The organism is Hymenobacter sp. FMD4 (genome assembly GCF_058932745.1).
In genome coordinates this window covers 119,790-133,249 of the sequence record NZ_JBZYWH010000011.1, presented here as the reverse complement: position 1 = coordinate 133,249, position 13,460 = coordinate 119,790, and the positions used below count along the sequence as shown (strand labels likewise).

Annotated in this window: 10 protein-coding genes; 5 read left to right on the top strand and 5 right to left on the bottom strand. The window is 58.9% G+C overall.

Going from position 1 to position 13,460, the window contains the following annotated elements:
* Positions 1-198: 198 nt before the first annotated feature.
* Genes AC5FXY_RS12415 through AC5FXY_RS12405 form a run of 3 tightly spaced genes read left to right on the top strand, consistent with a single transcriptional unit; the run spans position 199 to position 3,954 of the window.
* On the top strand, positions 199-2,751 hold the full coding sequence (locus tag AC5FXY_RS12415; RefSeq protein ID WP_493556997.1) for a type IA DNA topoisomerase: 2,553 nt from the start codon (positions 199-201) through the stop codon (positions 2,749-2,751).
* Positions 2,752-2,762: 11 nt separating this feature from the next.
* The gene (locus AC5FXY_RS12410; RefSeq protein WP_493556996.1) at positions 2,763-3,749 is read left to right on the top strand and encodes a hypothetical protein; all 987 of its coding nucleotides are present in this window, start codon (positions 2,763-2,765) and stop codon (positions 3,747-3,749) included.
* Entirely contained in the window at positions 3,730-3,954 is a 225-nt protein-coding gene (locus AC5FXY_RS12405; protein ID WP_493556995.1) for a DUF2905 domain-containing protein, read from the top strand. The genes AC5FXY_RS12410 and AC5FXY_RS12405 overlap by 20 nt, the downstream gene beginning before the upstream one ends.
* Before the next feature lie 2 nt (positions 3,955-3,956).
* Here the strand turns inward: AC5FXY_RS12405 and AC5FXY_RS12400 are convergent, their stop codons facing one another.
* Positions 3,957-4,694 carry a hypothetical protein gene (locus tag AC5FXY_RS12400; protein ID WP_493556994.1) on the bottom strand — a complete coding sequence of 246 codons (738 nt, stop codon included), beginning with the start codon at positions 4,692-4,694 and terminating at the stop codon, positions 3,957-3,959.
* A 39-nt stretch (positions 4,695-4,733) separates the two neighbouring features.
* Positions 4,734-6,224, bottom strand: a complete 1,491-nt coding sequence (locus tag AC5FXY_RS12395) for an SDR family oxidoreductase (protein ID WP_493556993.1) — start codon at positions 6,222-6,224, stop codon at positions 4,734-4,736.
* 217 nt (positions 6,225-6,441) lie between these two features.
* On the opposite strand from AC5FXY_RS12395, the gene AC5FXY_RS12390 reads away from it, so the two are divergent.
* Positions 6,442-8,091: an ArnT family glycosyltransferase gene (locus AC5FXY_RS12390; protein ID WP_493556992.1), complete on the top strand. Its 1,650-nt coding sequence runs from the start codon at positions 6,442-6,444 to the stop codon at positions 8,089-8,091.
* Between the two features lie 155 nt (positions 8,092-8,246).
* Here AC5FXY_RS12390 and lysA read toward each other — a convergent pair whose 3' ends face one another.
* From lysA to AC5FXY_RS12375, 3 genes are all read right to left on the bottom strand, one after another.
* The gene (gene lysA, locus AC5FXY_RS12385; protein ID WP_493556991.1) at positions 8,247-9,389 is read right to left on the bottom strand and encodes a diaminopimelate decarboxylase; all 1,143 of its coding nucleotides are present in this window, start codon (positions 9,387-9,389) and stop codon (positions 8,247-8,249) included.
* Between the two features lie 142 nt (positions 9,390-9,531).
* On the bottom strand, positions 9,532-10,890 hold the full coding sequence (locus AC5FXY_RS12380) for an aspartate kinase (RefSeq protein ID WP_493556990.1): 1,359 nt from the start codon (positions 10,888-10,890) through the stop codon (positions 9,532-9,534).
* Positions 10,891-11,403: 513 nt separating this feature from the next.
* Positions 11,404-12,036 (bottom strand): hypothetical protein, encoded by a 633-nt coding sequence (locus AC5FXY_RS12375; RefSeq protein WP_493556989.1) that lies wholly within the window; start codon positions 12,034-12,036, stop codon positions 11,404-11,406.
* 460 nt (positions 12,037-12,496) lie between these two features.
* Between AC5FXY_RS12375 and AC5FXY_RS12370 the strand changes: the two genes are divergently transcribed.
* A complete protein-coding gene (locus AC5FXY_RS12370; RefSeq protein ID WP_493556988.1) occupies positions 12,497-13,360 on the top strand; it encodes a DUF2911 domain-containing protein in 864 nt (287 codons plus the stop codon).
* Positions 13,361-13,460: the final 100 nt, after the last annotated feature.

Below are 13,460 nucleotides of genomic sequence, written 5' to 3'. Positions count from 1 at the left end.
CTCGCAGGGCCCTGCCATCCAATGCAGGCGTTTGCTCAGCTTGGTCAAGCTGACGCAGCCGCTATATAAAACACCGGCTACGAGCAGCAGAACTACACAGCCCAAACGACCTTTTATTCGCGTATTTTTGTTGATTCAACGTCGGAGACGGCGCGTCCGTCATCAGCGCATTCGTGAAATCAGCTTAACTCCGCGGTCTTGAAAGTCTGCATTGCCGAAAAACCCAGCGTCGCTCGTGAAATAGCCAACGTACTCGGTGCGCGCCTGCGCATGGACGGCTATTTTGAAGGCAATGGCTATCAGGTTACCTGGACCTTCGGGCACTTCTGCACCCTGAAGGAGCCGCAGGACTACCACCCTGAGTGGAAACGCTGGAGCATTCACGATCTGCCCATGCTCCCCGAAAGCTTCGGCATCAAGCTCATGGAGGACGACGGCGTGCGCAAGCAGTTCGCCACCATCAAGCGCCTGCTGGCCGATGCCGAGGAAGTCATCAACTGCGGCGACGCCGGGCAGGAAGGGGAGGTCATTCAGCGCTGGGTGCTTACGGAGGCCAAATACCGCAAGCCTTTCAAGCGCCTTTGGATTTCATCGTTGACGGAGGAAGCTATTCGGCAGGGCTTTGCCAATCTGCGCGACGGCAAGGAATTCGACCGCCTGTACATGGCTGGCAAGAGCCGCGCCATCGGCGACTGGCTGTTGGGTCTGAACGCCACGCGCCTTTTCACACTCAAGTACGCCTCGGGCCGCGGCCAGGTACTCAGCCTCGGCCGGGTGCAGACGCCCACGCTGGCCCTGCTCGTCGACCGCTACCACGAAATCAAGAACTTCAAGCCCGAGCCTTACTGGGTGCTACGCACGGAGTACCGTGGTACCATGTTCAGCCACGTGGCCCCGCCCAAAAAGGGCAAAGCCGAAGACGACGAGCCTGATGAGAAGGCCCGCCTCAAGGCCCGTGGCTATTTCGTGACCCAAGAGGAAGCCGACAAGGCCATGGCTGCGGTGAAGGATGTGCCGCTGACCATTACCGGCGTCGAAATCAAGAAGGCGCTGGAAACGCCCCCTTCGCTCTTCGACCTGACCTCCTTGCAGGTGCAGTGCAACAACCAGTTGGGGCTGTCGGCCGAGGATACGCTCAAGACCGTGCAGAGCCTCTACGAGAAAAAGGTGGTTAGCTATCCGCGCGTCGATACCACTTTCCTGCCCGACGACCAGTACGCCAAGATTCCCGGCATCTTGCAGGGCATCAGCGGGGCATACCACAGTCTGGTGCAGCCGCTGCTAGGGCAGAAGATTCGGAAGAGCACCAAGGTGTTCAACAACAACAAAGTCACCGACCACCACGCCATCATCCCGACCGGTAACCCGCCCGGCGGCCTGAGCACCTGGGAGTCGAACGTGTACGACATCATCGTGCGCCGCTTCCTGGCCGCTTTCTATCCCGACTGCGAAGTTTCGAACACTACCGTAACGGCCGAAGCCGCCGGCTACCCTTTCCGGGTGCGCGGCCGCCAGATTCTGAATCCCGGCTGGCGCATCGTGTACGGCGACCCCACGCAGCAGCAGGCGCCCAGCACGGCCAAAGCCGGCGAAGGCGACGACGACGTGGTGAATACCGTGTTGCCCAGCTTCGTGAAGGACGAATCGGGCCCGCACAAACCCAAGTTAGATCAGAAGGTAACCCAGCCGCCCCGCGAATACACCGAGGCCATGCTGCTGCGCGGCATGGAAACGGCCGGCCGCAACGTGGACGATGAAGAGTTGCGCCAAGCCATGAAGGAAAACGGCATCGGCCGGCCTTCTACCCGCGCGGCCATCATCGAGACGTTGTTTAAGCGCGGCTACATTCAGCGTGAAAAGAAGCGCATTGTGCCCACGCCGACGGGCGTGGAGCTGATCGGCCTGATTCGTAACCCTACGCTCAAATCAGCAGAGCTGACGGGCCAGTGGGAACAGAAGCTGCGGCAGATCGAAGGCGGCAACCTGGAGCCCGACGTGTTCTTGGAGGAGCTAAAAGGCCTCGTGCAGGAGATGGTGCAGGAGGTGAAGCAGGACCGCGCCCGAATGGTGGCCCTGCCACCCACGGCTTCTGAAGTTGCTACGTCGGTGGCTAAGAATGGCGGCAGCAAGCCCACGCCGAAGCCTGCAGTTCCTGCGGCGGGCGCAACGTTGCCGGATGGCGCTTTCGGCGCGTGCCCGGCCTGCGCGCAAGGCCACGTGCTTAAGGGCAAAACGGCTTTTGGCTGTTCGCGCTGGAAAGATGGCTGCAAGTTCCGCTTGCCGCTGGTGTTCGAAGGCAAGAAGTTTACCGACAAGCAACTCAATGCCTTGCTCGCCAAGGGCCGTACGCCCGTCATCAAAGGCTTCATCGACGACCTGGGTCAGAAGTTCGACGCCGCCATCGGCCTGAACGCTCAGCACGAACCCGAACTGCTGCGCGCCGCCGAAAGCAAGCCCGCCGCCGACGACAAGCCGCAGCAGATTCCTTGCCCGGTGTGCCGTTTGGGCACCATGCTCAAAGGCAAAACCGCCTGGGGCTGTTCACGCTTCCGCGAGGACTGCCAGTTTCGCGTGCCGCTGGAGCTCTGCGGCCGTCAGCTTACCGATTCTCAAGTGGCCAAGCTGCTGCGCCGCGGTAAGTCCGACGTGATTCGCGGGTTCGTCTCGCAGCGCACGGGGGCCAAGTTCGAGGCCGCCCTAGAAGTCACCGCTGAGGGGCAGGTGCAGTTTGTGTTTGAGAAGAAGGCGTGAGAAAGCTACGCTTGCTTGCCGGCTTTGTGTTGTTAAGCGCATGGATCTTCTTGCCAAATCTGCAGCTATTAGCACAAGACCAACCAGCACGTGAACCTAGCCGAATAGCTGCCATTCAAACTGAGGCCGAAGTTCTGGAACTGATTAAGCCCCTAGGCTGGGAGTATGCCGCAGCCGTGCTCGGTGATTCAGCGACAAGTGCTTATCGGGCCCATCAAGACACCCGCTTCGCCGTGCACAGTAGCCAAACCTGGTTCAAAGCCGATTTCGACGGCAATGGCTACCCTGACCTGCTAGTGCTGGCCCGCCGTAAGAATATTCCATTGGTATTTTGTGTGCTGGATTCGGGTAATAACCGGTTCCGGGTAGTGCGTAACTTTTACGATTCAGGGTATCATCGGCTGCCCAATGCCCGAGTGGTCTACCGCAAAGGCAAGCCGTTGTTGCTATACGTTGATTTTGCACGGCGCTTGGGCCCGAATGGCAAACCCCGGCAGCTACGGAAGCAGTTGCTAGCCTACCGATACGGTGGGTTTATTCCCTACGAGCCACACCCGTTGCGGCACCGCATTGATACCGTCCGTTACCATTCCGTTGTCGCTTATAAAGCCGCAAGCAAACTAGACATACTCATTTTGCCCGATGGCAAGGCCACATTGTCGATGGAAAACACCACCTACGACACGCCACCTCGTACGACCAATCAAGTGTTGGAAACACAACTGGATACGGCCAGTCACGCAGCAGTAAATGATCTGTTGAACTACGTACGCTTCAGTCAGCGTCGTAGTGGCTACCGTAAATCGGGCCTGAATCATCGACCTTTCGTAGAGCTGACCGTAACATTTGATGGTGGCCGCACGAAAACGATTTATGATCCGGATGGCGTAGGTCGACCTGGCTTGTTCTTTCTGTATCACTGTCTAGAAGAACTTCAGCGTACGCAAGCCTGGCAGCCCGTCAACCCCCAGCCCACCAATGCCTCCCCAACTCGGTAAACTTCTTGTACTCGTCGGCCTAGGCATCGTAGTACTCGGCGCCATCATCTGGCTGGGCGGCGGCAGCATGTTCAGCTGGTTTGGCCGCCTGCCCGGTGACATCCGCATCGAGCGGCCCAATTTCCGCTTCTACGCGCCCCTTGTATCCATGCTGCTGCTGAGCCTGCTGCTCAGCGCCATTATGTGGCTGGTGCGCAGACTGTAGGCTTAGAAGCTGCGGGCAAGTTGCAATGTGCCCTGCGTGGGCGATTGATCGGCCCGGAACGGTGGCTGGTAATATGCGCTGATGCTCCAGGCTGTGCCCAGCGCCAGATGTGCTTGCCCGAATACCTGCATTGCTTCGCTGTCGAAGGACGATGTGGGGAAAGCCGCGCCTACCAATAACCGAAACTGCCCTTCGGAGCCAAAGCCGCGACCCACATCCAGGCGCGCCGAAGGGTTGCCCAGGCCGGTGAGATTGTGAGCGTAATCGAGTTGGGCGTGCCAGCTGTCGAGGCGGCCGCCGCGCACGCTTACCTGCGGCACAAAGCGTACGGCCTGCAGCTCGCGGAAATACCCCAGCTTGCCCACCCAAACCCCAAACGAACCCCCGAAATAGCGGCCATCGGCAGCAGCGTAGGGGTTGAAGCCCCACAAGCGTGTATTGCCCAAAATAGGATACCGAAAATCACCTTCGAGACTACCAACACCGCCGCGCAGGCCTACGGTAAAGGTGGTGCTGTAATCGGCATCAGACTCTTGCCAATGGTTGCGGTGTGCCACGTGCAGCCCAACAGCCTTGTAGCCGGGGTTCCCGAAGGCGAGGTTGGGTTGCTTACCGAACAGTGCTTCGGTACCCACCAACCAGTTGTTGGTTACTTGCCGGCCAGGCGGCGTGGAAGTTTGGGCCTTCAGCGGCGGAGCAGCAAGGCAACTCAAAGCAGTGGCAAGCAGCAGGTGTTTCACGTGCCAAACATACGCAGCCAAGCGGCGCGGCGTGTACTTCTAAGTAGTTAAGGGGGCTGGCGCAGATCGGACGGCAGGAGAGTCCCCGTAATGCACGATGTTTTCAATCATGCCTTTGAAAATGACGAAGTGGAAAGGCACCAGCGCGTACCAGTACAAGCGGCCGGCCAGCCCGTACGGGCGAAAGGCCGCCAACTGTTCTAGTGTATGCGAGTCGTCGTGGTTATCGAGGATGCGAAACTGCAGCCAGGCTTCGCCGGGTAATTTCATTTCGGCGTAGAGCAGCAGGCGGCGGCTGGGGCGGTCGGCTACCAGTACGCGCCAGAAATCCAGCGGGTCGCCGGGGCGGAGCTGAGTGGGGGAGCGGCGGCCGCGGCGCAGGCCCACGCCGCCCACCAGCTTATCAAGCAGGCCGCGCACGCGCCAGAGCCAGTCGGTTTTGTACCAGCCGTTTTTGCCCCCGATGCGCCACACGTTGTCGAGCACTTCCCCAGGCGGGCGGGTGAAGCGGAGCGTCTGCTGATCGAAGAACATGCCGTGCTGCGGAATCCGCACGTAATCCATGTAGTTTTTATCGGCTACGCCGCTGCTCACCGCATCGCTCCAACTGCTGATAACTTCGTTTTGCTCGATACGCTGAAAAGCCAGCTCCAGCGCTTCGGCGTAGGTCATGCATTGGTGGGGTAGCACCCGCCGGATGCTCCGCCGCGAGTCGGCCACGGTATCGTTGCGCAGCGAATCCACCAGGGTACGGGCCAATGAAAACGAGGTGCGCGTGACCAGAAACAGCCACCACGACGATAACCGCGGCGTGAGCACCGGCACCGTCAGAATAGGGCGCCTGAAGCCCCGCTTCCGCGCAAAACCCGTCAGCATTTCCTTATATGTCAGCACATCGGGCCCGCCGATGTCGAAGGTCTGACCCAGACAAGCCACGTTGCCGAGTACCGCCGTGAGGTAGTGCATCACGTCGCGCACCCCAATGGGCTGGCAGCGCGAGTTCAGCCAGCGCGGGCCTACCATCACGGGGAGCTTCTCCACCAGGTCTCGGATGATTTCAAACGACGCCGAGCCCGAGCCGATAATAATGCTGGCACGCAGCACCGTGAGCCGGGCCTGTGCGGCCTTGCGCAGCTCCCGTTCCACACCCTGCCGTGAGCGAAGGTGTGGCGAGAGGTTCCGATCATTGACGATGCCCGACAGGTAAATCACCTGCCGAATGCTGGTGCCATCGAGGTAGCGGGTGAAGTTGGACGCCGACTGCTGCTCGGCCCGGTGGAAGTCGCGGCCGTTGGTGCTCATGGAGTGCACCAGGTAATAAGCCGCATCAAATTCGGTGGGCAACTGGCGCAGCGTGTCGGGCTGACGTAGGTCGGCGCGCACCACTTGCACACGCTCCTCCAGCGGCATAGGCAGCTCGAAGCGGCGCGGGTCGCGCACCAGGCAAGTCACGTTGTGGCCGGCTTCCACCAGCAGCGGCAACAGGCGTTGGCCGATGTAGCCATTGGCGCCGGTGAGCAGGATACGCATACACAAAGCAGTGAATTGGTAGACAATGGTTTGATTTAAACCGGGCGTGGTGACAAAGGTTAAAATGGCGGCCGATCCAGTTCTATTCGGTGCTCCGTGCGAAGGTTATAATGGGGGCGCTCAGTACTAGGACTGCTGCATTGGGGTAGAAACCGGCTACGGTTTAGTTATACTTTTGCCTGCTCGCTCGTTCTGTCTGCCTATGCCCGCAGTTCCGATGACTTCCCGCTTTTGGCTATGGCTATTGCTGCTGGCCCTTGGCGGAGCCTTCTTCATCAACATCAATGCTTGGGGTGTACTCGAAAGCAGCGAAGCCCGCTACGCCGAAATCAGCCGCGAAATGCTGATCAGTGGCGACTGGCTGCGTCCGCGGTTGCTGGGCATTCAGCACTTCCACAAGCCGCCGCTGACTTACTGGCTTACGGCGCTAAGCATCAGTGTATTTGGGGTAAGCGCTGGCGCAGTGCGCGTACTGCCCGTGCTGGCTGTGCTCGTGCAAATAGCGCTGATGTACCAACTGGCCCGGATTCTGTTCGATGGTGATGCGCGCCGGGCCATTGCCACGGCCGTAGTGTATGGCACGCTGCCCGTAGTGATGATGTCGGCCCTGAATGTGACCACCGATGCTTTTCTGGCCATGCTGGAGTTGCTGTCGGCCTACGCTTTTGTGCGCTACCACTACACTCCTCGGGCTGAACCAGCTACCAAGTGGCTGTACATGGGCTGGGTGGCGCTGGGGCTGGGCTTTCTCACCAAAGGACCGGTGGCAGCGATACTACCCCTGATGGTTGTCGTCGGACTGCACCTGACTAAGGGTGCGCCGCGCCGGCCGTGGACGGCGCACCACGTACTGGGCGCGTTATTGTTCGTGGCGGTAGGGGTGAGCTGGTACCTGATGCTGGCTCTCGACGACCCGGCTTTCTTCCGCTATTTCCTGTTTGATCATACCGTAAAGCGGTTTGCCAATGCTTCGGCCTTCTACCGCGCCAAGCCGTGGTGGTTCTATTTAATACTAGCCCCGGTCGGGGCCTTGCCGTGGTCGGTGGTGTTCCTGACGGAGCTGGGGCGCACGGGCTGGCGCGGCCTGGGCCGGCGTTGGCAAATGGTGCTGCTGTGGTGGGTGCTGGTGCCGCTGCTGTTTTTTTCGCTCTCGAAATCCAAGCTGCTCCTGTATGTGCTGCCCATCTTCCCGGGCGTAGCTCTACTCACCGTGGAGCTGTTTGGGCGCCGCACCGATGCGGTGCTGTTTCGCTGGTATGTAGGCTTAGTGGCGCTATTCGGCATCCTGCTGGGGGCCCTGTGCCTGCTGCCCATCTTCGGCCCCGATTTCGGCCTGACCATCCGGCCTATCACGGCCATCTGGCCGGCGGCGGGCGTGGTGGTACTGCTGCTCACTCACATTCTTTGGGACGAAGTGCGCATTGCACCGCGGCTGCTGGTTATGGCGGTGGTGTTTACGGCCGCGCTGCTGGTTGCCGCTAAGCCCTTGCTGGGCGAAATCGAAGTGCAGGCCAACGGCAGCCGCCCGGTAGCTCAGCGCCTGCGGGAGCTACGCCTCACCGACCGCCCCCTACTGGTTTACAACCGCTTGCTGGCTTCCCTGGCTTTCGACCTGGGTCGTATTCCCGTGTCGGTGTACGATGGCAACCACACCCTCGACCGCGAAACGCAGTTTGAGCGCGACGATAAATGGCGCCAAACCTACGTCGACCTGCCCAGCCCAAGTGACACTACCATGCGGGCGTGGCTGCGCCAGCGGCCGGTACTACTGGTGCAAGGCGAACTGCCCGCTGAGCGGCGGTGGCTGATTGAGCAGCTGCCGCTCCACGAGCATATAGGTTCTTGGACGATTTACTACGGCAAATAGCAGCGCATTAGGTAGCTGAATAGGGGCAGGCCGGCAAAAAAGAACGTGGTGCTTCATCTGGCATGCGCCAAATGAAGCACCACGCCTCATTTAAACTAACTACCTGATTGGCGTGCTTTACATATGTCAGCGGCATGCCAAGGAAAGCTTTGTTCTTACACGTAGACCGCCGCGGCCTTATCGCGCAGGTTGTAATTCGATGACATAACCTCGCCATAAGCGCCGGCTGTGCGTAGCACCACCACGTCGCCGCGGCGGGTTTCGGGCAAGGTCACTTTGCGGCCGAAGGTGTCCGACGATTCGCAGATCGGGCCTACCACGTCGTAAACCTGTTCGGCACCCTGGCTGCTGAGGTTCTCGATGCGGTGGTAGCTCTGGTACAATGCCGGGCGGATCAGCTCCGTCATGCCCGCATCCAAAATGGCAAAGCGCGTCTGCTGGCTTTCCTTTACGTACAGTACCCGGCTCACCAGCGTACCGCACTGCGCCACCAGCGCCCGGCCCAGTTCCACGTGCACCTGCTGCCCCGGTCGGCGGCGCAGGTACTGCTCGAACGTGCTGAAGTAGGCCTCAAAGTCTGGAATCAGTTGCTCGTCGGGCTGGGTATAATTCACGCCCAAACCACCACCTACGTTCAGGTGCGGTAGCTCGATACCGCGGTGCTCAAACCACTGCTGCAGTTCGTTTACGCGGTGACATAGCGTTTCAAACACCGAAATGTCGGTAATCTGGGAGCCGATGTGCACGTGCAGACCCACCAGCTCCACGTGCGGCAACGAAGGCAGCATATCTACCACCTGCGCCAGTTCGCCCATGCTGATGCCGAATTTGTTGGCTTCCAGCCCGGTGGTGATGTAGTGATGGGTGCGCGCATCCACGTTGGGGTTCAGACGCAGCGCCACCCGGGCGCGGCGGCCTTGGGCACCGGCCAGCTCGTTTAGCACCAGCAGCTCTGGCCCCGATTCCACGTTAAAGCACCAAATGTCAGCGGCTAGCGCGCGGTTGATTTCTGCGTCCGATTTACCCACGCCGGCAAATACCACGTGGTCGGGCGCGAAACCGGCATCCAGGGCGCGCTGTACCTCGTTGCCGCTCACGCAATCGGCCCCGAATCCGTGCTCCCGAATGAGCTGCAGCACTGGGTCGTTGGTGTTGGCTTTCAGGGCGTAGTGAACCTGAATATCGCGGGCCTGAGCGGCCTGGCGAGCGGCTTGCAGCGTCTGGCGCAGCAAATGCAGGTCGTACAAGTAAAAGGGCGTAGGCCGGTCGGCGAGGTCCGGCGGGAGTTGTAGAGGCATAGTAGATGGGGCCTCACTTCCTTTTCTTCCCGGAGCGGGAGGCGTCGTATCAGCCACCTCCTATGACGGTGGCTGATACGGCAGGAAGCAAAAATGTATAAAGCGACAAATAAGAAAAACCAAAACCCGGAAGGGCACTGCCTTAGTTTCCGGCTGGCTCTGGAGCAGCCGCCTTAGGCTGCGGCTGACGCCGGAACAGGCCGTCGTTGAGCGCGTGCAGGGCGCGGGCTTTGTCGGCCGTATTGATCAGAATGCTGATGTTGTTGGGCGAGCCGCCGTAGCTGATCATGCGCAGCGGTACATCGCGCAGCGTATCAAATACCTGCCCGGCCGCGCCGTGGTGCTCCTGCACCAGGTTGCCTACCAGGCACACAATCGTCAGGTCGGTATCGACTTCGACCACCCCGAAGCGGCGCAGCTCCTCCAAAATGGCCGGCAGGTTGCTGCTGTCGTCGATGGTCAGCGAGACGGCCACTTCGGAGGTCGTCACCATGTCAATGGGCGTACGGTACCGCTCAAACACGTCGAAAATGCTGCGCAGGAAACCAAAAGCCAGCAGCATGCGGCTGGATTTGATGCGAATGGCCGTGAGGCCGTCCTTGGCAGCCACGGCTTTGATAGCCTCCGAGCCGGTGCGTGACGAAATGAGCGTACCCGGGGCGTGCGGCTGCATAGTGTTTAGCAAGCGAACCGGAATGCCATGCTCCCGCGCTGGCAGCACCGAGCTGGGGTGTAGAATTTTGGCTCCGAAATAAGCCAACTCAGCCGCCTCATCAAACGACAGCTCCCGAATGGGGTAAGTGTCCTCCACCACGCGCGGGTCGTTGTTGTGCAGCCCGTCGATGTCGGTCCAGATCTGAATTTCCTCGGCGCTGGCCGCGGCCCCGATCAGCGACGCCGAGTAATCTGAGCCGCCGCGCTTGAGGTTGTCGATAATGCCTTCGGCATTGCGGCAGATGTAGCCCTGCGTGATAAACAAGCGCTGGCCGGCGTGGGCGGCTAGTTGTGAGGCCAAATGCTCGCGGATGTAAGCGGCATCGGGTTCCTCATTCTTGTCCAGACGCATAAATTCCAGCGCCGGCAGCAGCACTGCTTCCTCGCCCAGTACGCGGGTGAGGTAGAGGTGAAAAAGCTGGGTGCTTAGCAGTTCGCCTTGCGCCAGAATCAGTTTTTCGCCCGAGGGCGAAAGGGGATTCCGTGTCAGGTTAAAGATGCTCTTGAAGTTTTCGTCGAGTTGCTTAAGGGCTTCCGGTACCACAGGGGCGGGCAATAGCTCCTTGGCCACGATGTGGTATTGCTGGCGCAAAATCTCGGTTTGGGCCGTAGCCGCCGTGATTTCGCCTTCGAAGAGCAGCCGGGCAATGGCCACCAAGGCATTAGTGGTACCCGACATGGCCGAGAGCACCACGATGCGCGGCTCCTCGGCCCGAATAAGCTCGGCTACGGCACGCATGCGCTCGGCCGAACCGACGGACGTGCCGCCGAACTTGAGAACTTTCATGTTAACTGAGAAAGAAGAAGACAAAGGCGCAACGGGCGCGGGACCTGCTGCTGGGTAAAACGCAAGAAAAAAGCGCCGGTTGGGAGACCGGCGCTTGAAGGTTCGTATCAGTAAAGACGAAGAAGTAAGGCGACGGTCAGCTGCGGGTATGTTTTACCCGTTTCGTGCACTTACCCTTCTTGCTCACGGCACACACCGCTACCTCAGCCTGGCGGCCGCGGGTAGCAAAAGCGCGCTGCTCAAAGGAGAAAGTGAAGTCGAACATTGATTCTTGTCTGCAAGCACTCCTTAACTCTACGGGGCATTTGCGCCGCGAAGTACGAACATAAACCGATACGGTGTACCAAGTACCTCCCAGATTTTTATACTTGCCTGTAGCTATGTTCAATCGGCGTGGTGTTGCTTCCGCTGTGGCAAGTGCAGGAGCAGGAACTGACCAAATACCAAGCCCGGGCAACTTAGTTGCCCGGGCTTGGTATTTGGTCAGGCTATAGGGCAGTAGGCCGACCGCTGCTAGTTCAGGGAAAAATCAAAGCCTACGGCGGCGGCTTTTACGCGCTTTCTGGGTACGCCCAGTTTTTCAGCGCGGCGCACCATGCGTTGGAATTGCGTATCCGAAACGGCCCCGATCTGGCGCAGCCAGCGCAGGCGGTTGAGGCGGTAATCAGCCGTGTAGAGGGTTTCTTCGGCGAAGAAATTGTGCAAATGGCGCTGGCGCACGCGGTCCTGCAGCGCATTGGCAAATGCTTCTACCTGCTGTCGGCTGCTGCGGTCGAGGCGCAGCTCCAGGGAGTAGTGGCCGCCAGTGAGTACCAATGAGTGCTTTCGGGTGTAAAAAGCTGAGATCAGCGCGCAAGAGCACCCGATGAAAATTGCCGTAAGCCAGAATAGCAGATCGGTATTTTCACCTTCGGCTGTCCACTCGCTTACCAGCAGGCCCACGCCCAAGGCAAAAACGGTCAGGAAAGCCACTAAGAGACGCCAGTTGGTTTGTTGCAGGCGGTATTCGCGCTTCATGCCCAACTCTTCGTACGGAAGCACCTGTTCCCGACCTTCCTTCCAAGTATAGGTGCTAACTCGGAGGCCGGAAGCTGTCAGACCGAATTCGTTGCGCACGAACAGGCGTTTTTGCCGCAGGGAATGCATAGAGGAAGGGTTAGGAAGCGCCTGAGAAATCAATCATCAACAACCGACGGGGAGGCAGGTCAAAAATACGCTTCAGCAGCGGAACATCAAATGCAGTTTCCTTGAAAAATACAGTTGCTGAGGCTGGAGGTAGACCTGCAGGCCAACAGACCGGAGTTGTAGTTTGATAAGGTGAAAAAGGCTGCTGCTAGTTCCCCCTAAATGAAGTAGCAGCCGGCTCAATAGGCAACGGAAAACGAAATGCAGGCTGGAAAAGGCTTACGCAGTACCACGGCACAATTTTGGCTGCAGTGGACGCTGCAACTTCGGCTAACATACTACTGCTTGTAAGCAGGACGTTGATGGCAGTTGCATATTGCGCCCCTGTTTGCCCGTATGAGCGGGGCCGCTGCGGCGAAAGCTGCACGGCTATCAGTATCCTGGTGTTGCTTATACGTCCATTTCACCACTTCCTCACTGCATGAAATCCTTTCTTTCCCTTTGCTTGGCGGTTGGCTGTTGCGGGTTGCTCGCCCTGCCAGCGCAGGCCCAGCAGCTTCGTTTGCCGGCGATGAGCCCCACTGTGCGCATGCGCCATGACTTCTCAACGTCGTACATCGATCTGGTGTATGCGCGCCCCTCCAAAAAAGGGCGAGAGGTATTTGGCAAGCTGGTGCCCTACGGTGAAGTGTGGCGTACCGGAGCCAACTCCTCTACGCGCATCAAATTCGGGGAAGAAGTAAAGTTTGGCGGCCAGGTGGTGCCCGCCGGTACTTATGCGTTGTTTACCATCCCTGATCCTAAGGAATGGACCATTATCCTGAACAAGGATACCTCCCAATGGGGGGCCTACGATTACCGTCCTGAACTGGACTTGCTGCGTGTAAAAGCCAAGCCGCGCATTTCCAACACGGCCATGGAATCATTTTCTATCGGGCTGGAAAACCTGGAGCCTGCCGCCGCCGAACTGACGTTGCGCTGGGACAAAATGCGGGTGAGCGTGCCCATTGTAGCCGACGCCGATGCGCGCATTATGGCCCAGATTCAGGAGGCCATGAAAACCGACAAAAAGCCTTACTTCGCTGCCGCGCAGTACTACTACAGCACTGATAAAGATATAAATCAAGCCATTGCTTGGCTGGATGAATCCATCAAGCAGCAGCCGAGTTTCTACGCCTACTATTGGAAGGGCAAAATGCTGCAGAAAGCCAATCGTAAAGAGGAGGCGGTTACGGCGGCCAAGAAGTCTTTAGAGCTGGTGAAATCCGAGAAGAACGAGCACACCAAGGAGGAATACACCCGCCTGAATCAGCAGTTGCTGGCAGAGGTAAACAAGAAGAAGTAATACCATCTTACTTGCTCTTTAAACGAAGAAGGCCGGACAGTACTTGTCCGGCCTTCTTCGTTAAATGTGCTTCGTCGCAGCAGGCTTTAAGCTATGCGCC

Bases quoted from the DNA above. Each gene is read 5' to 3' on its own strand.
- AC5FXY_RS12405 (WP_493556995.1), top strand. From the start codon at position 3,730: ATGCCTCCCCAACTCGGTAAACTTCTTGTACTCGTCGGCCTAGGCATC.
- AC5FXY_RS12395 (WP_493556993.1), bottom strand. From the start codon at position 6,224: ATGCGTATCCTGCTCACCGGCGCCAATGGCTACATCGGCCAACGCCTG.
- AC5FXY_RS12390 (WP_493556992.1), top strand. From the start codon at position 6,442: ATGACTTCCCGCTTTTGGCTATGGCTATTGCTGCTGGCCCTTGGCGGA.
- lysA (WP_493556991.1), bottom strand. From the start codon at position 9,389: ATGCCTCTACAACTCCCGCCGGACCTCGCCGACCGGCCTACGCCCTTT.
- AC5FXY_RS12380 (WP_493556990.1), bottom strand. From the start codon at position 10,890: ATGAAAGTTCTCAAGTTCGGCGGCACGTCCGTCGGTTCGGCCGAGCGC.
- AC5FXY_RS12375 (WP_493556989.1), bottom strand. From the start codon at position 12,036: ATGCATTCCCTGCGGCAAAAACGCCTGTTCGTGCGCAACGAATTCGGT.
- AC5FXY_RS12370 (WP_493556988.1), top strand. From the start codon at position 12,497: ATGAAATCCTTTCTTTCCCTTTGCTTGGCGGTTGGCTGTTGCGGGTTG.